This is a genomic window from Maribacter luteus, from assembly GCF_009674825.1.
Lineage (GTDB): Bacteria > Bacteroidota > Bacteroidia > Flavobacteriales > Flavobacteriaceae > Maribacter_A > Maribacter_A luteus.
On record NZ_WKJH01000005.1, the window covers coordinates 98,006 to 116,701 of the forward strand.

The 18,696-nt window shown below is 38.1% G+C and carries 14 protein-coding genes; 5 read left to right on the forward strand and 9 right to left on the reverse strand.

Going from position 1 to position 18,696, the window contains the following annotated elements:
- Nucleotides 1-214: 214 nt before the first annotated feature.
- A complete protein-coding gene (locus GJ691_RS08290; protein WP_154365733.1) occupies nt 215-2,482 on the forward strand; it encodes an inorganic phosphate transporter in 2,268 nt (755 codons plus the stop codon).
- A gap of 35 nt (nt 2,483-2,517) precedes the next feature.
- Here GJ691_RS08290 and GJ691_RS08295 read toward each other — a convergent pair whose 3' ends face one another.
- Nucleotides 2,518-4,281, reverse strand: a complete 1,764-nt coding sequence (locus GJ691_RS08295; protein WP_154365735.1) for a Na/Pi cotransporter family protein — start codon at nt 4,279-4,281, stop codon at nt 2,518-2,520.
- A gap of 294 nt (nt 4,282-4,575) precedes the next feature.
- Between GJ691_RS08295 and GJ691_RS08300 the strand changes: the two genes are divergently transcribed.
- The 3 genes from GJ691_RS08300 to GJ691_RS08310 all read left to right on the forward strand — a co-directional run bounded on the left by GJ691_RS08300 (nt 4,576) and on the right by GJ691_RS08310 (nt 8,466).
- Complete coding sequence (locus tag GJ691_RS08300; RefSeq protein WP_154365737.1) at nt 4,576-6,873, forward strand: inorganic phosphate transporter; 2,298 nt, start codon at nt 4,576-4,578, stop codon at nt 6,871-6,873.
- A gap of 140 nt (nt 6,874-7,013) precedes the next feature.
- On the forward strand, nt 7,014-7,736 hold the full coding sequence (locus tag GJ691_RS08305) for a DUF6503 family protein (RefSeq protein ID WP_154365748.1): 723 nt from the start codon (nt 7,014-7,016) through the stop codon (nt 7,734-7,736).
- Nucleotides 7,737-7,959: 223 nt separating this feature from the next.
- A complete protein-coding gene (locus tag GJ691_RS08310) occupies nt 7,960-8,466 on the forward strand; it encodes a nicotinate-nucleotide adenylyltransferase (RefSeq protein WP_154365750.1) in 507 nt (168 codons plus the stop codon).
- A 56-nt stretch (nt 8,467-8,522) separates the two neighbouring features.
- On the opposite strand, the gene nadD is transcribed toward GJ691_RS08310, so the two are convergent.
- Genes nadD through GJ691_RS08325 form a run of 3 tightly spaced genes read right to left on the reverse strand, consistent with a single transcriptional unit; the run spans nt 8,523 to nt 10,557 of the window.
- Entirely contained in the window at nt 8,523-9,107 is a 585-nt protein-coding gene (gene nadD, locus GJ691_RS08315) for a nicotinate (nicotinamide) nucleotide adenylyltransferase (protein ID WP_154365752.1), read from the reverse strand.
- Nucleotides 9,104-9,700 (reverse strand): guanylate kinase, encoded by a 597-nt coding sequence (gene gmk / locus GJ691_RS08320; protein ID WP_154365755.1) that lies wholly within the window; start codon nt 9,698-9,700, stop codon nt 9,104-9,106. The genes nadD and gmk overlap by 4 nt, the downstream gene beginning before the upstream one ends.
- On the reverse strand, nt 9,700-10,557 hold the full coding sequence (locus tag GJ691_RS08325) for a YicC/YloC family endoribonuclease (RefSeq protein ID WP_154365757.1): 858 nt from the start codon (nt 10,555-10,557) through the stop codon (nt 9,700-9,702). Before GJ691_RS08325 ends, gmk begins: the two co-directional genes overlap by 1 nt.
- A gap of 603 nt (nt 10,558-11,160) precedes the next feature.
- Here GJ691_RS08325 and GJ691_RS08330 point away from each other — a divergent pair.
- Entirely contained in the window at nt 11,161-11,628 is a 468-nt protein-coding gene (locus GJ691_RS08330; protein WP_154365759.1) for an ASCH domain-containing protein, read from the forward strand.
- A gap of 41 nt (nt 11,629-11,669) precedes the next feature.
- On the opposite strand, the gene GJ691_RS08335 is transcribed toward GJ691_RS08330, so the two are convergent.
- From GJ691_RS08335 to GJ691_RS08355, 5 genes are all read right to left on the reverse strand, one after another.
- On the reverse strand, nt 11,670-12,806 hold the full coding sequence (locus GJ691_RS08335) for a Gfo/Idh/MocA family protein (RefSeq protein ID WP_154365761.1): 1,137 nt from the start codon (nt 12,804-12,806) through the stop codon (nt 11,670-11,672).
- Between the two features lie 145 nt (nt 12,807-12,951).
- Nucleotides 12,952-13,311 (reverse strand): DinB family protein, encoded by a 360-nt coding sequence (locus tag GJ691_RS08340; protein ID WP_246200149.1) that lies wholly within the window; start codon nt 13,309-13,311, stop codon nt 12,952-12,954.
- Between the two features lie 493 nt (nt 13,312-13,804).
- Nucleotides 13,805-16,282 carry a ribonucleoside-diphosphate reductase subunit alpha gene (locus GJ691_RS08345; protein ID WP_154365770.1) on the reverse strand — a complete coding sequence of 826 codons (2,478 nt, stop codon included), beginning with the start codon at nt 16,280-16,282 and terminating at the stop codon, nt 13,805-13,807.
- Nucleotides 16,283-16,419: 137 nt separating this feature from the next.
- A complete protein-coding gene (locus GJ691_RS08350) occupies nt 16,420-17,406 on the reverse strand; it encodes a ribonucleotide-diphosphate reductase subunit beta (RefSeq protein WP_154365772.1) in 987 nt (328 codons plus the stop codon).
- 719 nt (nt 17,407-18,125) lie between these two features.
- Nucleotides 18,126-18,656 (reverse strand): hypothetical protein, encoded by a 531-nt coding sequence (locus GJ691_RS08355; protein WP_154365774.1) that lies wholly within the window; start codon nt 18,654-18,656, stop codon nt 18,126-18,128.
- Between the last annotated feature and the right edge of the window lie 40 nt (nt 18,657-18,696).

Genomic DNA, 18,696 nt, shown 5'->3' on the forward strand with positions numbered 1-18,696 from the left:
GTAAATTAACGAACTATTTTTATCAAAGTGGTTTAACCAAACCGTTCAGTAAAAGGATCATATGTAATCCTATTGATGAAATAGATTAAAAAAACTATAATGATCAATTTCCCTTGGGAAATGAGGTATTTATTTAACTTTTTGTTAACCTTTTGGTAACTTTACACGGTAAGGCAAAAGCTATGTTTACGCCCTTACTTTCAACGATTCTATTATGGATAATATTTATTTTTTAATGATTATTGCTCTGGCTATTTTGGCCATAGCAGATCTTGTCGTAGGCGTAAGTAATGACGCCGTTAACTTCTTGAATTCCGCTCTTGGTTCAAAGGCCATTTCCTTTAGAACCATAATGATCGTTGCCAGTTTAGGAATAGCCTGTGGTGCCGTATTCTCCAGTGGCCTGATGGAAGTCGCGAGAAAAGGCATCTTCGTACCAGAACAATTTATGTTCAGTGAGATCATGATCATCTTCATGGCCGTAATGATTACCGATATTCTTTTGCTCGACTTTTTCAACACCTTAGGTATGCCTACTTCAACCACGGTTTCCATCGTTTTTGAATTATTAGGTGCTGCCGTAGCCATGGCTTTGATAAAAATAGGTATTGCCGGTGGTTCGTTTTCTGAAGTTGTTGATTACATCAATACTTCCAAAGCCACTGAAATAATCTTGGGCATTTTATTATCCGTTGTCGTGGCATTCTCGGTCGGGGCATTGGTACAATATGTTTCCCGCCTTCTACTATCATTCAACTTTGAGAAAAAATCTAAATGGGCAGGAGCAGTATTCGGTGGTTTTGCCTTGGCCGCCATAACCTATTTTATCTTTATCAAGGGATTGAAGGGAACCGATTATTACGTAATCATTAAACCCATGATCGAAGGTAAAACAGCCTTGATCATTGCCGTAAGTTTTATAATTTGGACACTGTTATCCTACGTTGTCGTTTCCATTTTCAAAAAGAACATTTACAAACTTATCATTGGAGTCGGCACCTTTGCCTTGGCATTGGCTTTCGCAGGAAACGATCTTGTGAATTTTATCGGTGTACCCATTGCTGCATATCAATCATATGAAGCTTGGAGTGTCTCCGGAGTACCAGCAACCGAGTTTGCCATGGGTGTTTTGGGGAATAAAGTACCGACCCCGACCAGTTTTCTCCTTATAGCCGGATTGATCATGGTATTGACGCTATGGTTCTCAAGCAAAGCTAAAAAAGTGGTAAAGACCTCTATTGACCTCTCGAGCCAATCCGATACAAAAGAACGTTTCGACCCCAACTATTTATCCAGGAATCTTGTGCGCATGACAATGATGATCGCCAAGTATACGGCCACTGTAATTCCAAACTCCATTCAAGAAAAAATTGATAACCGATTTACAAAACCCGTAATTAAGCTTCCAAAAGGTGAAGAACATGAGCTACCAGCATTTGATTTGGTACGTGCAGCAGTGAACCTAATGGTTGCCAGTGTACTTATTTCTATTGCAACCTCGATGAAGTTACCCTTATCAACAACGTATGTGACCTTCATGGTCGCTATGGGTACTTCTTTAGCCGATAGGGCTTGGGGGAGCGAAAGTGCCGTTTATAGGGTAGCAGGAGTTTTAAATGTGATCGGAGGTTGGTTCTTTACGGCATTTTGTGCTTTTGTCGCTGCCGGTACCGTTGCCTATCTAATTCATTTAGGTGGCAGTGCTATGATCGCGGTCTTATTGTTCTTGGCTATTCTTTTACTGGTCAGAAACTATATCAGCCACAACAAAAAGAGCCGGGAAGTAAAGGCAGAGGATAGTCTGAACAAAGCTGAAAGTCAATCGATTCATGGTGTTATTGAAGAAAGTGCCGACAATATTTCAAAAGCATTGAAACGGGTGAGTAAAATAAACCAAATTACTATTCACGGACTCATAGACCAAGATCTGGATGCCCTTAAAAAAGCAAAAAAGACGGTTGTTAAATTGGAACATGAAATAGATGAACTTCAGAATGATATCTTTTATTTTATCAAGGAACTTGACGACTCTTATTTGGGAGCCAGTAAATTTTATATCGATGTTATCGGAAGTATTCAAGATGTTGCCCAATCATCCAGTCTCATTGCGAATATCAGTCACAAACATGTCAATAACAACCATAAGGCCCTAAAGAAAAAACAAGGGGAAGAACTATTGTTCATCAGCGATAAACTGGCGAACCTTTGTAATGAAATCAGAAAAATATTCGATGCACGTTCCTTTAACGAAATAGTACCGTCAATAATTGAAGAAAAACAAGATTTGTTGACTTATGTTCAAGAGTCTATTCAAAAACAGGTAGAGCGTACCAGATATGAGGAATCAAGTCCTAAGAATACCACACTCTATTTCAAGATCCTACTGGAAACCAAAGACCTGATCAAAGCGAACATGAATATTCTTAACCTCTATTTCGAGGAGAATAAAAATATTTCCGTAAGAAAAGAAATTACGGATTGAACATAACGGATAAGATACCGTTCATCGGTATCTTATTATTTGTTCTCATTTGCCAATAAAGTATCTGTTTCCCCATATAACAACTCAGCTACTTCAATTAGCTTTTTTACGATGTCATTAACATGGTCATTGTCATTTACCAATGAGGATGCCATGTCAACGGTAATAAGATCATTCCTTATAAGCTTATTTATAGATTTTGTGCTCTGGTGCTTTCCTTTTCTGGCTTGATCCTTAAGCACCAATAATTGGGCATAATGGGCTTCTCGATCAATCTTGGTCCTAAATAGATAGATAACCCGCAATACCTTGACTATTTTTTTCCTGAATTTATCGTACTCTTTGCTTATGTACTTATTGTCCGAATTTAAATAGTTGGAGACGTTTCTTCCCAGTTCTCGTACATCTCCGATGATCTCAACCATTTTTCGACTGGCAATTCTTATCTCTGACAATCTGGTATTCTGTGCCTTGGTCATATTCAAGGTACTCTGGGCCGTTGTCGCATATCGTATGATTTCCCCGTATATGTGCTTCACCTTATTGTAATACAACTCCCTTACATTGGTTTTAAAATCCTCTTTGGAACTCTTTACAAGCTCCTTTACCCCTACATTGGATATTATATCTTCCCGATGAATATTTAGCCCATGGGCAACTATTTCATAAATCGCATTTTCGTAAAGGTACTTGGCCTCTTTCATCATCGCCAATAACACTCCAGATGGAAACTGTAAAATAGCCTCATTCAGGAATTTCGGTTCATCAATATCCTTATCCACTTTTTCTTTGAAGAATTTCAATAAAAACCGCTCTAACTTCTTGATAAAGGGTATCATGATCAAAACACCCAAAACATTGAAAATAGTATGGAAGAGCGCCAGTTTTAAGGTAAAATCAGTTGCTGATATCCCTAATGCACCTGATAATACATTAACCAAATTTGCAAGCGGATAAATAAACACCAAGGCCACCAATCCTGTAATAACATTGAAAATAAGATGTGCCCCTGCCAATCGTTTTCCCGCAATGTTTGAACCCAATGACCCCAAAACCGCCGTAATAGTCGTACCTACATTTGCACCAATAGCCAAGGCCAATGCGTTTTCATACTCAATCTGACCGGCAGCCAACGCAGTAAGAATCAATGCCAAGGTAGCACTGCTTGATTGAAGGATGGTAGTGACCAATATTCCTAATACCGTATAGACAGCAACTCCCCAAAACCCAGAGATGGCAAATTGTGATAAATCGATATAGTTCTTGAAAACATCGAAACCTTCTTTCATATAATGAATGCCGAGAAAGAAAAATCCCAATCCGGCCAAGACATTTCCCAAACCTTTTATCGAAGCCTTCTTTTGTAAGGAAAAAACAACACCAAATACCAGCATTGGCATTGCCAGTTCCGAAATTTGGAATTTCAATCCGAATACAGCCACTAACCAAGCCGTTGCCGTTGTTCCTATATTGGCACCGAATATCAACCCTAAACCACCCGAAAGGTTGATTAGACCCGCACTAATAAAAGAAATCGTAATTACAGAAACCAATGAACTTGATTGGATGAAAGCCGTAACTATTGCCCCGACCCCAATGCTTTTGTACAACTTATGCGTGGCCTTCTTCAAGAGATTCTGCAATGGTCCTTTGGTAAAAACCCTGAAACCCTCCTCCAACATGATCATACCGAACAATAAGATCGCTATACCAGAGCCTATCACCTTAAAGTTGGAATTCACAAATAGCATCACTGCCAATATTCCCAAAAAAAGAAAAAAGAAAAATCTTTTGAACATATTTATCCGCTATTTCATATTGCAGTTTAACCCAACTAAATTAAAGCCTAATGTAAATATAATGTAAATTTCGCGCCTTTATCGAAGGCTCCAAACTCTATTGATATGCGATGAAAAACACAGGAATGTTGTATTTAAACAACATTATGAACACAACAACATTCCATCCCATAATAAAAATGGCAATTCCCTAAAAAAAATTGAAATATAGACTTCCCTGAAATTCATAACATTATGATTACATAAGTCATTAAGATTTGAAGTATGTTTGCGTGTTACTTTCAATTGTGGTGTATGGATAATATTTATCTTCTAATGCTCATCGCCCTGGCTTTTTTGGCCATAGCCGATTTAGTGGTAGGAGTCAGTAATGACGCAGTGAACTTCTTGAATTCGGCCATAGGTTCAAAGGCCATTTCATTTCGAACGATAATGATCGTAGCCAGTATAGGTATAGCTTTGGGAGCTATATTCTCAAGTGGCATGATGGAAGTCGCAAGAAAGGGCATTTTCAACCCAAGTGAATTCATGTTCAGTGAAATCATGTTCATTTTTATGGCCGTGATGATCACCGATATTCTTTTGTTGGATTTCTTCAATACCATGGGAATGCCTACCTCAACGACTGTTTCAATTGTATTTGAGCTATTGGGGGCAGCCGTTGCCATGTCAATGATAAAAATCTGGAATGCGGGCGGTGACTATTCCACGGTATTGGAATATATAAATACCTCAAAAGCCCTGGAAATAATTCTTGGTATTCTCCTCTCTGTTGTTGTGGCATTTACAATTGGGGCCATTGTCCAATGGATATCCCGTTTATTATTGTCCTACGATTTTGAGAAAAAGGCCAAATGGGTGGGTGCCTTATTTGGTGGCATTGCCCTTTCTGCCATCACATATTTCATTTTGATGAAAGGTATCAAAGGTACCTCTTATGCAAGCCAGTCCTTTGATTTGATTGGGGGGTTGACGATAAGTGATTTCCTTGAGCAAAAGGTTTGGCTACTAATCGTTGTTAATTTCTTGATATGGTCCTTTCTTTCTTTTGTGCTTATGACACTCGCAAAGGTCAACATATACAAATTGATTATCGGTGTGGGTACTTTTGCCTTGGCTTTGGCCTTTGCCGGTAACGATTTGGTAAACTTTATCGGGGTGCCTATCGCAGCTTTCCAATCGTATGAAGCATGGGTAGCATCCGGTACCGCTGCCACTGATTTTAGCATGTCGATACTTGCTGAAAAAGTACCGACCCCGACCCTACTATTGTTCCTTTCGGGAATGATCATGGTCGCTACGCTCTGGTTCTCGAAAAAAGCGCGCCATGTGGCAGACACTGAAATTAACCTATCTAGGGAAGGTGAATCCAACGAACGTTTTCAACCCAATGTACTATCACGTGGGATAGTAAGATTGACAATGTTGATATCACAAGCTTCATTATTGGCTCCAAAATCAGTTCGGAAGATAGTCGATGCACGTTTTAAAAAACCCAAAATACACGTTTCTAAAGACAAAGTCCATGAAATAGCCGCTTTTGACATGGTTAGGGCCGCCGTAAACTTAATGGTTGCAGGAATCCTTATTTCCATAGCCACTTCATATAAGCTTCCCTTATCAACGACCTATGTGACTTTTATGGTCGCAATGGGTACCTCATTGGCCGATAGGGCCTGGGGGGCAGAGAGTGCCGTTTACAGGGTTGCAGGTGTATTGAATGTGATTGGTGGTTGGTTCGGGACGGCAATCATCGCATTTATCGCCTCAGGTGCTATTTTAACCATATTAAGTTTTGGAAAAGGTACCGCACTAGCCCTTTTACTATTTGCCGCCATTCTTTTTCTGGTCAAAAGTTATATCTCCTATAAGAAAAAATCTCGAGCGATCGAAGCCGAAGACAGTCTACGAAAATCAGAGAGCAGTTCTATACAAGGGGTTATTGAAGAAAGTGTTCACAATATCGCCAATGTTATAAAAAGAGCCAATAAAATATATACCAACTCCATTAACGGTTTGGCCAGACAAGACCTGGATCAATTGAACAAGAACAAAAAGCAAGTTTCCAAATTATCAAAGGAAATAGATGATCTACGGGACAACCTTTTCTATTTTATTAAAAACTTGGATGAGACCAGTGTCCGGGCTAGTAACTTTTACATCACGATCTTGGGGAATTTGACCGATATAACGCAATCTCTTGAGTATATCGCTAAAATATGCCATAAGCATGTTAACAACAATCATAGCAAGCTTAAATACAACCAGATAAAAGAGTTGAAACAAATTGACCATGAATTGGAGACCTTGTTCGTTAATACAAAGGAAGCCCTTGACACAAGATCTTTCGAAAAAATCGGCATGATCATCAAGAACAAACAGAATCTCTTTGATATGGTAGCCGATAAAACCCAAAAACAAGTGGCTAGGACAAGGACCGACGAATCAAGTCCAAAAAATACCACATTATATTTTTCTTTGTTGTTAGAGACCAAAGATCTATTGAAAAGTACTATAAATTTGATGGAATCTTATTACAATGAACATGACAGTACTATAGAACCAGCAAGGATTGAGGAAAGTTCTTTTTGACCCCAAGTAAAATGCCTACCTTGAGAAGGAATTTTTAAAAATGGGTTATATACAGTTACTATTTTTTTTACGAATCCACTAAAATGGCCCTTTTAGGAATCCTAAAAAATAGAACATATAGCCGAAACTAATTTTTATAGATGAAAAACATTTTCATTGTAATTTTCTTGATAACCGGCATATTACCCCATACCGCCCAAGAACTTACATCCGAACAATTGATAGACAAGACCATCGCTTACCACGATCCGAATCAACTTTGGGATGTATTTGAAGGAAAACTGTTCATTACTTTACAATATGCAGATGGTAAAGAGCGCCATAGCATTATAGAAATAGATCTACCAAGGGAATATTTTAAAGTAACGAACCTACAGGATGATAATGTAATTGAGTATATAGTTAATAAAGAAGGTTGCACACTCTTGTTGAATGGAGAGACCACTTTCACCGAGGAAGATGCAAAGACTTATAGACTAACGTGTGAACAAGCCTTAAAAACAAAAAACTATTACTCCTACCTCTACGGCTTACCAATGAAGTTAAGGGATCCTGGAACCATTGTTTCACCGGAGGTTCAAACCAAGACATTTAAAGGAAAAGAGTATTTGGTCATTAAAGTCAATTACGAGGAAAATGTTGGTAAGGACACTTGGTATTTTTATTTTGACCCAACCACCTATGCCATGGAAGTTTATCAATTTTACCACGATGAGTCCAAAAATGATGGGGAGTATATCCTACTCAACGAAATAGAAAATGTAGCCAGTATTAAAATGCCTAAAATAAGGACTTGGTATACCAATGCCGATGATAAACTATTAGGCACCGACATACTTACAAAAGCAGCCCCCCTTAAATAACCCCGCCTTTTGCCAATAGGGCCTATTTAAACCCAAATTGGACAATTCATAACTTGTTCCCATCTAAAGATTGTGGCCTCACCCATTTTGGCCTTAAACATCACCATCCCTTTCTTATCCATTGCAAATGAATGACTTGAGTCATTGTGAACACTTGGTTCCTGATTTACTTTTAGAAAACTGATTGGTAAAGTCCAATTCATTAACCTTAAAAAATTGAATCATGAAAAAATTTGTCATTGGTTTATTCGTCCTAGGCCTAACCAGCCCATTACTTGCGCAGGTTCCGAAGGTTGAACAATTATCAGAAGTTGTGGTAACCGCAGTGAATTATAAATACCTGAATGCAATTGACTCCGAGGAGGTCGCAGTTCCCGTTAAAATGTTAGAACGAAAAGCAGCTGCCTATAACGTAGAGGATTCTGACTTTTATCAAGATGATTTTGACATCTACTACATATCATTTTATATTCCTGAAGGTAGAATAGTTGCCGCATATAATACTGAAGGGGAAATTATTAGGACCATTGAACGTTTCCAGGATGTAAAACTACCCTCAACAGTGCGAGATGCAGTTGTTGAAAGATTTCCGAACTGGGCCATCGTAAATGATGTATATAGGGTAACCTACAACCAAAATAAGGGTGCAATGAAAACCTATAAGATAAAACTAAAAAATGGTGATAAGGTCATGAGGGTTAAAGTAGATGATTCTGGCGAATTTCTATAAAGGACCATCACCAAACAAAAAGCCCTGTTTCAATTGAAACAGGGCTTTTTAATCGCTTATCGATAAAAATTCATTTCATCAAGATATCGCCAAACCTCATAAGGTAGCATGGGTTTGATGTTCTTTCCCTTTTTGTGATTGTTCCTTATAAATGTCGAGGAGATTTCCATAATTGGGGCATCTACGTACTGTATCTTCGGGTTACCCTCAAATTGATGCTCTACCTTTCCTTCTGAAATCCTTGGGTAAACATATATGGAATGATTTTCTAAAATTACCTCATAATTTTTCCATTTATGGAAACCTTTGAGATTGTCCTCGCCCATTATCAAGGCAAATTCATAACCATCATTGTTTTGCTCCTCTAAATGCACCAAGGTGTTGATGGTATAATTAGGTTGTGGCAGATCAAACTCTATCTTACTAGGTTTTAACTTCGGGTAGTCCTTTGTGGCCTCATATACCATTTGGTATCTATGATGGTTGTCCAATAAGGTTTTTTTTACTTTAAAGGGGCTCATTGGGGTAATTACGAACCAAATCTCATCCAAGTCGGAGAATTCAACCATGTGATTGGCTATCACCAAGTGGCCAATGTGTATAGGGTTGAACGTACCGAAATAAAGTCCTACCTTCTTCATTCTCCCTTCTTACTCCTCTTTGTAACACCAACGAAATCGGCTACCAATTGGTGTGCCTCTTCCAAAGCCGTATCTAAATCATAGTTCTTTATTATCTTGTCGAACTGTGGTGCGGTAGCCAATTCGACCGAAGCTTTTGCAATACGCATGTTTATTTTATTATCACTTTCGGTACTGCGTTTTTTCAAACGGATCTTAAGCTCGTCCACACTTGGTGGTTTTACGAAAACGGCCAAGGTCTCCTCAGGGTACTTCTTTTTTATTCGTAGGCCACCCACGACATCTATATCGAAGATAACATTCTTGCCTTCGGCCCAGAGACGTTCTACCTCTGTCTTTAACGTACCATAAAAGTTATCTCTATACACTTCTTCCCATTCCAGGAAATCATCGTTCTTAATGTGTTTCTTAAACTCCGAAACGGTCATAAAGTAATAATGCTCCCCATTTTTTTCCTTTCCCCTTCTTGGTCTGGATGTTGCCGATACGGAAAAAGCCAAGTTCAGTTCCGGTTGCTCTAACAGATGACGCACTATTGTGGTCTTTCCACTGCCCGATGGGGCAGAAAATATGATAAGTTTACCTCCTTCCATTATAAAACATTAAGCATTTGTTCCTTTATTTTCTCCAGTTCGTCTTTCATTTGCACCACTAATTGTTGCATTGGGGCATAATTGGCCTTTGAGCCTATGGTATTGATCTCCCTACCTATTTCCTGACTAATGAAACCTAACTTTTTACCGTTACTATCGGAGGATTTGAGGGTCTTTGAAAAATAATCCAAGTGATTGGCCAATCGAACTTTTTCCTCGGTAATATCATACTTTTCCAAATAGTAGATAAGTTCTTGTTCAAATCGGTTTTCATCTATCTCAACCTTTAAATCAGAAACGGCCTTTTCCAATCGCTCCCGGATTGTAGCTTGTCTTTCAGGATCCATTTCAACTACCTGGGACAGTAATTCTTCCAATACTTGGATCCGTTGTATGAAATCAGCTTCTAGGACAGCTCCTTCTTCTGACCTGAATATATTTATTTCTGAAAGTGCTTCCTTAAGGGCGCGCTGGATCACTTGATACTCTTCATCATCAATGTCCTCCCTTTCGGTTTTCATGGCATCTGGCAAGCGTAATGCCATTTCCAATAACTGCAGGTCATCCCCGTCGGCAATCGACCTTAACTGGGACATATACTGCTTTACCACTCCTTCATTTACTTGAGCCGAAGTTTCATTACCGGTAAATTCAACATATAATCCAAAATCTACCTTGCCACGTACCAAGGATTTTGCGATTACCTTTCGTAGTTCTAATTCTTTCGCCCTGTAAGCAGATGGCATCCTAGCATTTAAATCTAGACTTTTACTGTTGAGGGATTTTAATTCAACGGTAATCTTTTTTGAAGGGAGCTGTATGGTATGCTTCCCGAAACCCGTCATGGATTGAATCATGGAGTATTTTTTAGTTCCTGCAAAGGTAAACAATTGTAGGTTCTTAACTGCCCACAATATAGCTCTTCATAGCAATTTTACCGTCAAATGAATTCCTTACCTAAAGATAATGGCTACCCTCTTAAAATACAGATAAACAGGATTTTTGAACCCTACCTACCATTATATCCCGATTGGTAATCGAATTACATATTAGACACAAAGGGTTAATAGATGATTTTGTTATGTACGATACTTGCCAACACATCTGTAATGCCATTATTCGTTTTCATATTTAGCCAAATAAAAAGATTATGGCCGCACTACAATTCGTTTGACCGTATATCAAAGAATAGCACTATATTTATTCTTTGTTTTTAAGATATATGCTATTGAAGAAAAGGGTCATGAACATGGTAATTATAGAACGGTACCCCGAAGGTTTCAGCTATTGAATAAGATAACTGCTTTGGGTTAAGAATCAAAGTGGAACGGGTTCCGATAAAAAAGACATTTATATTTAAAGCATTGCAAAATGTTAGCGTACTAAACCAAATGCTTTTACGTTTTATTATAAATTCCGTTTTTACTTTAGAGTGAAAAAATTAAACTAGCAATACAAACATGGATAACGCATCAGCCCGTAATATGTGGGGGGATTATTTAGACAACCACCTAGAAGATGCCTTCGCCGAGGCACCTAAAACAGTTCACTTTTACGACAATGAAAAAGATGCCAACGAATGTGTGCAATTGGTTAAAACCGGAATTAAACGTGCAACTTCCCATTCCCTTTTAGGCCTTCAATACCGTAAGGAACCTCTACCGAAAATCGGTGATTTTACCGTTGTGACCGATTGGGACGGTAAAGCACAATGTATTTTACGTACCACTTCTGTCAAATTAAAGCCCTATTTCAGTATTGATGAGGAGTATGCAAAACTCGAAGGGGAAGGTGACAAAAACCTAGCCTATTGGAAAAAGGTACACTGGGATTACTTTACCCGCGAATTAGCTCCCTACAATAGAGTTCCTAGGGATAGTATGATCGTAGTTTGTGAAGTGTTTGAAAAGGTTTTTGAAAGGAAATAAAATCTTTCCTATAAATATTTGGCAGTTATACTTTCTTCTGCCTATTCCAGATCTACCCAAACATTACCACCTCTGTGTGAAGCTACAGTGGCTTCTATAAAATTCATACCCCGAACGCCGTCTAACATTGTCGGGAATTCACCATCGTTGTACTTTTGCCCCCTTACCGCCTTTGCCACTCCTTTATAAATATTGGCCATGGCATCAAAAATACCTTCTGGATGACCCGCCGGTAATTTAGTGCCATCCAAAGAGAGCTCCGAATTATAGGTATGTCCCGGTTTATATACCTGAGTAGGTAATGAATCACTCAAGAGATATAAAAAATTAGGTTTTTCCTGCTCCCAACGAAAGGCTGCCTTCTCACCATATATGGAAATGGCCAAGCCATTTTCCTCTCCCGTTGCTATTTGACTGGCCCTTACTACCCCCTTTGCATAATCTCCCAATCTAATCAAAACAGTACCATCAAGGTCCATGGTATTATCCTGATATAGAAAATTGAAATCACTTAAAACCGATTTTACTTTGAGTCCTGTTGTATATTCCAACATATTAAAAGCATGAACTCCAATATCGCCCATACAAGAACTTATTCCCGCCTTTTCGGGGTCTAACCTCCAAACTGAAGAACGTTTATCCTCATCATGGATAACAGTATTTACCCAGCCTTGGTAGTAAACAACATCAACCTTGTGTATTTTACCCAATGCCCCTGACTTTATCATTTCGCGCATTTGTCGAACCATGGGGTAACCGGTATAGGTATGGGTCAAAGCAAATACGGTCCCCGCTTTTTTATGGGCCTTTTGTAAAGCCTTGGCCTTCTCCAAACTAGTAGTCAAGGGTTTTTCACATATGACATGAAAGCCCTTTTCGAATAATTCCAAAGCCATCTGGTGATGTAAATAATTTGGGGTAAGTACTGCACAAACCCGAATACGTTCGCTTTCTGGCAGTTTCATCTCCTCTTCAACGAACATTTTAAAATCTTCATAAATACGCTCCAATGGCATATTCAATGCTTGGGCAAACGCTTTGTTCTTCTCGAAATTCGAGGAAAAAACTGCCCCTACCAATTCGTAATTGTCATTGATTTGTGCCGCAACACGATGTAAGATACCGATAAGGGAATCACCACCACCCCCTAAAATTCCTAGTCTGATTTTTTTTGGCATGAACTGTATGATATTAAAACCACCTCCTTTGAATTAATCCCGTAACGAATCTATTCCCTGAAAATAAACCCGTTTAATACTCCGAATAAAAGTACCCTATTTTTATGGTCAAGAACAATATATTAAGTTCTAATTGTATGCTAAATCACCGTTTATAAAAAGCATAGTCCATATTAATGGGTTCCAGGCCGTTCGCGCGGAAATCCATCGCAATTTGGGCCCTATGATGTGTAGAATGGTTTATAATCTGGAAAAGCATTTCCTGAACGGTGTTGGTGAACAAACGTTCCTCGGTATTCTCATAATCTATTCGAGTTTCAAAATCGTTGGTATGGGTAACAATATCGAAAGAACTTCTTTGATTTTCATAATGAACATCTGCCCAATCCGAAATAGGTTGCACTTGCCAAACCTTATAATTTGATGGTTTGGACAGGATTCTTGAATTCCAAAGATGATGGGTATTCAGAATATGGCTAAAAAGCTCCAAGCTCTTATCGGGCATTCCATTTAGTTTTTTACATTCATCAATCAATTTTTTATTGCAATAAAAATTATAATCAAATAAATGATTAAAAAATACCTTCATAGGATTATTCGTTAGTTTAACTTTTTGCTTTTATTCTAGGGTAGAATCTAAATTTATAAAATTATTTAACACTATTTTACTTAATTGATAATTTTATAATAGTCTTTTTATGAATTTGACTCGTATATACATCAACGTTTTTCATACAAATGGATAAATACACGATCATATTACTTGTTTATATTGCGGCTTATGTTCTTTCAATTGCTTTGAAGCCTTACTACTTTAAAAAGCATTAAATACGTATTAGCCAAAAAAATCCCCTTGTTCATTACGGTTGTAATGGGTAGTATTGGTTTGTGTTTAAATTCAATATTTATTTAAAAAATAAAAAACCCTGACGGTTAATGTCAGGGTTTTTCTTTTCAATAAACACTATCACACATACCGAGATAATATCGGCATTCCTTTAAGAACCGCACATTAGACAGTCATCGTCTGCCTGGCCTTCCTTGGCCCGTGCGATCAATTCTTTCATTTCCTCAGCAGTCATGGGCTGAACATCGGTGTTATCTTTCTGTGGAGCGATCGGAGTTGGTGTAACCTCTATAGCCTTTGCAACTTCGGCCACTGGCGTAACTGAAATGGTCGCCTCAGCTTCAACAGGCTCCTCTTTTTTACTATTATCCAATGTAAACTTAATGGCATCTACGGCTGATTTGGTCCTAAGATAATACATACCAGTTTTTAAACCGCTTTTCCAAGCATAAAAATGCATCGATGTCAATTTGGAATAATTGGCATTCTCCATAAAAAGATTAAGCGATTGGCTTTGATCTATGAAGTACCCCCGTTGGCGACTCATATCTATGATATCTTTCATACTAAGCTCCCATACCGTTTTATACAAATCCCGGATTTCTTGCGGAATGGTCTCAATATGCTGAATAGAACCATTGGCCCTCATAAGCTCTTGCTTCATATTCTCGTTCCACATACCTAGGTTCACCAGATCTTCCAACAAATGCTTGTTTACGACTATAAACTCACCCGAAAGAACCCTTCTCGTATATATATTCGACGTATAGGGCTCAAAACACTCATTGTTACCTAAAATCTGTGATGTGGATGCCGTTGGCATCGGTGCTACCAATAATGAATTGCGAACTCCGTGTTTTTCAACATCTTTACGAAGTTTCCCCCAATCCCAACGTCCTGAAAGTTCCTCATCCTTAATACCCCAAAGATTGTGTTGAAATTCTCCCTGTGATATCGGAGAACCCTCATAAGTGGAATATGCCCCTTCAACTTTGGCAGCTTCCATAGAAGCCGTAACCGCGGCAAAATATAGAGTTTCAAAAATCTCTTGGTTCAATATCTTTGCTTCATCACTAGTAAATGGCATGCGTAAAAGAATAAAGGCATCTGCCAAACCTTGAACCCCCAAACCAACAGGTCTATGTCTCATGTTCGAGTTTTCGGCCTCTTTTACAGGATAGTAATTCCTATCGATGACCTTGTTCAAATTCTTGGTTACCCTTTTTGTTACCCTGAACAATTCTTTATGATCGAATTCCCCGTTCTTAACGAACATCGGCAATGCTATAGATGCCAAGTTGCATACGGCAACCTCATCAGGTGAGGTATACTCCATTATTTCAGTACACAGGTTCGAAGAACGTATGGTGCCTAGATTCTTCTGGTTACTCTTGCGGTTCGCGGCATCTTTATACAACATATATGGGGTGCCGGTCTCAATTTGGGATTCCAAGATTTTTTCCCAAAGCTCCCTGGCTTTTACGGTTTTACGCCCTTTACCCTCATTTTCATATTTTAAGTAAAGTTTTTCAAACTCCTCGCTATGGTTGGTATAAAGTCCTGGGCACTCATTAGGACACATCAATGTCCATTTTTCATTAGCCTCTACCCGCTTCATGAACAGGTCGGAAATCCACATGGCATAGAATAGATCTCTCGCACGCATTTCTTCCTTACCATGGTTCTTTTTCAATTCAAGGAATTCAAAAATATCGGCATGCCAAGGTTCCATATATATTGCGAAGCTACCTTTACGCTTTCCGCCTCCTTGGTCTACATACCTTGCCGTATCATTGAATACCTGGAGCATGGGTACAATTCCGTTAGAAGTACCATTTGTTCCCGCAATATAAGACCCTGTTGCCCGTACATTATGAATGGACAAACCAATACCACCAGCAGATTGCGATATTTTAGCCGTTTGTTTCAATGTATCGTAAATGCCTTCGATACTATCGTCTTTCATGGCCAAAAGAAAACAGGACGACATTTGGGGTTTAGGCGTCCCGGAATTGAAAAGTGTCGGGGTAGCATGTGTAAAATACTTTTTCGACATTAACTCGTAGGTTTCCTTAACCGCATCCAAATCGTTTAAATGAATCCCTACCGAAACACGCATCAACATATGCTGGGGACGTTCAGCGATTTGCCCGTTCAGTTTTAACAGGTAAGAGCGTTCCAAGGTTTTAAAACCAAAATAATCATAACTGAAATCCCTATTGTAAATTATGGTCGAGTCCAAAGCCTCAGCATTTTCCGATATGACCTTGAACACTTCGTCTGAAAGTAATGGTGCTTTCTTTCCCGTTCGGGGGTTTACATAGGTATAAAGATCTTTCATCGTTTCAGAGAAAGACTTTTTCGTGTTCTTATGAAGGTTTGATACGGAAATACGTGCAGCCAACTTTGCATAATCAGGATGCATGGTGGTCATGGTAGCGGCTATCTCCGCAGCCAAATTGTCCAACTCCGATGTAGTAACCCCATCATACAGCCCTTCGATAACGCGCATGGCCACTTTAAGCGGATCTACCAAATCGTTAAGACCATAGCACAATTTTCTTACTCTCGCCGTGATCTTATCGAACATCACCACTTCTTTTCTTCCGTCTCTTTTTATTACATACATTGGGTTAACGTGTTTATAGTTAATTATTGATTAGTGTTTAAATTAAAGTACTTGGGATAATCCCTAAGAATTGCATAGTTGGGCCCTATACTTCACCATGTTAAACCCAATATGTTTAGCGCTCTTTTTACAATTACCTAAAAATCAGCATCGAAACTGATTTTTTGTGAGTCTTCATCCTTATCCTTGTTCAAAACACCCGCTTTTTGGTATTCTGAAACCCTTTTCTCAAAGAAATTGGTTTTCCCTTGTAGTGATATCATATCCATGAAATCGAAAGGGTTGGTAGAGTTATAGACCTTATCGCATTCTAGCTCTACCAGCAAGCGATCCGTAACGAACTCCAAGTATTGTGTCATTAATTTAGCGTTCATACCTATTAAACTAACCGGTAAAGATTCGGTAATGAACTCCCGTTCAATGTTCAGAGCATCAACAATTATTTCCTTGATACGTGCTTTAGGAACCTTGTTCATGATATGGTTCTTATGCAAATGCACGGCATAATCGCAATGCATGCCTTCATCCCTTGAAATAAGTTCGTTGGAAAATGTTAAACCTGGCATAAGGCCTCTTTTCTTTAGCCAATAAATGGAACAGAAAGAGCCTGAGAAGAAAATGCCTTCAACCGCGGCAAAAGCAATTAACCTTTCGGCAAAACTTGGTGAATCTATCCACTTTAATGCCCAATCGGCTTTCTTTTTAATTGCAGGAAAATTTTCAATGGCCTTGAATAAGATATCTTTTTCTTTCTCGTCTTTTACATATGTATCTATCAACAAAGAATAAGTTTCAGAATGTATGTTTTCCATCATTATCTGAAAACCGTAGAAAAATTTAGCTTCGGAATATTGTACCTCATTTACGAAATTCTCGGCTAAATTCTCATTAACTATACCATCAGAGGCTGCAAAAAATGCAAGGATATGTTTTATGAAATATTTTTCGTCATCATTGAGTTTCCCGTTCCAATCAGCTAAATCTTGATGTAGGTCGATTTCCTCAGCGGTCCAAATACAAGCTTCCTGTTTTTTATACCAATCCCATAAATCAGGGTGTTGAATGGGAAAAATAACAAAACGATCTTTATTCTCCTGTAAAATTGGCTCTAAGGCTTCTGACATAATACTTTCTATTTTTTAAATGTTAATGGATCAGGATGACAATTATCCTACCGCCGGGAATGACAAAGATGTAAAATAGGAATCTATTTTTTAGGGCTGATTCTTGATAATAGGGACAAAGTTTTTAACAGAAAATGTTGAAATGTGTGTCTACTCGTTATATTCATTGCCTTTTTTAAAACCGGACATTTTGATAAAAATATGGAGAAATACAATAAACCAGAAAGTATAAAAATTAATACTATTCGGTTTAATATCAATTAGATATGACAACAAGTTAAATTATAAAACAGTAGCAAACCAATCACATCCCAATAGATGTTGGCAGAAATAAAACAAAGGGAATATACAAGGTTATGGCAACCTGGGAATGTATTGTATAAAAAAAATAACGCCAAATTGTACGGCCCTCTGATAAATCAAAATCAATTTGACTACAAATTGTGCTGATCCAGGTAGTTCCCCCGAAACCTATAATCGAGCAACCATAAAATCAAACAATATGATCAATGGTCAATATGTAGCTGTCATCAGTTAGGTTGTTGTTAAAGCAGTTGTGTCTTTTTTCAACTTACCCTTTGAGCCGTACATTTTTGATTGGCAGTTATTCTTATTTGTATGAACTTATTACTTTAATTAATCTTTTATCAAACATCGGAAAATTAGAACTTTTAAAAATACACAATTATTATTAAACCTCTATTTTCCAATTAATTATATCAATTATCTTTTGTGTTTACAGCATGAAAATCACCATTAACGAATAATTCCCTACTGTTATTGTCTTTGAACACAACGTTCATATAGCCTTTGATATTTTTGTCATCAATTTGGGTAAAAACCAATTTTCCTTTTTTAGCGAACAAAGGCTCTTCTCCCAAAACCTTAATATCGGCATAACCAAAAACACCGTCATAATTGTTCAAAAGCCCATTAAAATGAGAGGGCAATTGGTACTCCCCTGTTCTTAATCCTATTGGGTCGTCTTTTTCTTTTATCAGAAATTCCATTTGCCGATCTCCTTTCATGAATTTCAAAGAAACCGATGTAAAAGGCTCTCCTTGGATCGTTAATCCCTTATTCGTTTCAAAGATTACTTTCCCTTTCAATAATTCTTCGAATACCTTATCGGCATCCATTCCAATACCTGTTTGTTCTTTGAACTGAAAACGTATGGTTTCCGAATCCGTATTGGAAATAAAGAAGAACGGTATTAAAAACCAAAATCCAACTTTAAAAAATTTGAGCATATAGTGATTCATTTATTGGGCTTTTGTCAATTCATATTCA

Bases quoted from the DNA above. Each gene is read 5' to 3' on its own strand.
- GJ691_RS08290 (WP_154365733.1), top strand. From the start codon at position 215: ATGGATAATATTTATTTTTTAATGATTATTGCTCTGGCTATTTTGGCC.
- GJ691_RS08295 (WP_154365735.1), bottom strand. From the start codon at position 4,281: ATGTTCAAAAGATTTTTCTTTTTTCTTTTTTTGGGAATATTGGCAGTG.
- GJ691_RS08300 (WP_154365737.1), top strand. From the start codon at position 4,576: ATGGATAATATTTATCTTCTAATGCTCATCGCCCTGGCTTTTTTGGCC.
- GJ691_RS08305 (WP_154365748.1), top strand. From the start codon at position 7,014: ATGAAAAACATTTTCATTGTAATTTTCTTGATAACCGGCATATTACCC.
- GJ691_RS08310 (WP_154365750.1), top strand. From the start codon at position 7,960: ATGAAAAAATTTGTCATTGGTTTATTCGTCCTAGGCCTAACCAGCCCA.
- nadD (WP_154365752.1), bottom strand. From the start codon at position 9,107: ATGAAGAAGGTAGGACTTTATTTCGGTACGTTCAACCCTATACACATT.
- gmk (WP_154365755.1), bottom strand. From the start codon at position 9,700: ATGGAAGGAGGTAAACTTATCATATTTTCTGCCCCATCGGGCAGTGGA.
- GJ691_RS08325 (WP_154365757.1), bottom strand. From the start codon at position 10,557: ATGATTCAATCCATGACGGGTTTCGGGAAGCATACCATACAGCTCCCT.
- GJ691_RS08330 (WP_154365759.1), top strand. From the start codon at position 11,161: ATGGATAACGCATCAGCCCGTAATATGTGGGGGGATTATTTAGACAAC.
- GJ691_RS08335 (WP_154365761.1), bottom strand. From the start codon at position 12,806: ATGCCAAAAAAAATCAGACTAGGAATTTTAGGGGGTGGTGGTGATTCC.
- GJ691_RS08340 (WP_246200149.1), bottom strand. From the start codon at position 13,311: ATGCCCGATAAGAGCTTGGAGCTTTTTAGCCATATTCTGAATACCCAT.
- GJ691_RS08345 (WP_154365770.1), bottom strand. From the start codon at position 16,282: ATGTATGTAATAAAAAGAGACGGAAGAAAAGAAGTGGTGATGTTCGAT.
- GJ691_RS08350 (WP_154365772.1), bottom strand. From the start codon at position 17,406: ATGTCAGAAGCCTTAGAGCCAATTTTACAGGAGAATAAAGATCGTTTT.
- GJ691_RS08355 (WP_154365774.1), bottom strand. From the start codon at position 18,656: ATGCTCAAATTTTTTAAAGTTGGATTTTGGTTTTTAATACCGTTCTTC.